Below are 498 nucleotides of genomic sequence, written 5' to 3' on the forward strand. Positions count from 1 at the left end.
TCCACATAGCCGATCCGAATGTCGTGATTTTTGTCAGTTCCGGATTGTACTGTGCAATAAATTCATACTTAGAGTCTGCTTTGTCAGTTGACGTAGGTACTGAGGCATTAGGTGCATCCAGAATAGATGTTGTTGCTGCAAAAGCATTAATTGGTGACAGTAAAGGCGAGGCAATAACACCTGTCGCTAGTAAAGCCTTGATCACATGTGATTTTTTGTTGTTCTTTTGATTTTTATTCATTCGTTTCTCCTTTTTATGGTTAACTTTGGGGTGTGATTTAAAATTTCTGAGATGTAGGTGCTCGCGGGGAATTCATTTAATCAATCCTTTCTGTATAAAAAAAGCCCCAATCACAGGTTTTGTCATTGGGGTATAATGGAACTAACTATTTAATTTAGGCGGTAGAAAGATATGTCTGATTTTTCTAAAGCTCTAAAATTATGCCACCTGCATTCTAAATGTTATCATTTTCATTCTCCTTCTGTCATTATTGCTCT

Annotated in this window: 1 protein-coding gene; it reads right to left on the minus strand. The window is 36.7% G+C overall.

What is annotated here, in order from left to right:
- Nucleotides 1–241 (minus strand): hypothetical protein (locus ERX37_RS11150; protein WP_133430743.1); only part of this gene is annotated, 241 nt, incomplete at its 3' end.
- Nucleotides 242–498: the final 257 nt, after the last annotated feature.

Source organism: Macrococcus hajekii, from assembly GCF_004359505.1.
In the GTDB taxonomy this organism is placed as follows: domain Bacteria; phylum Bacillota; class Bacilli; order Staphylococcales; family Staphylococcaceae; genus Macrococcus; species Macrococcus hajekii.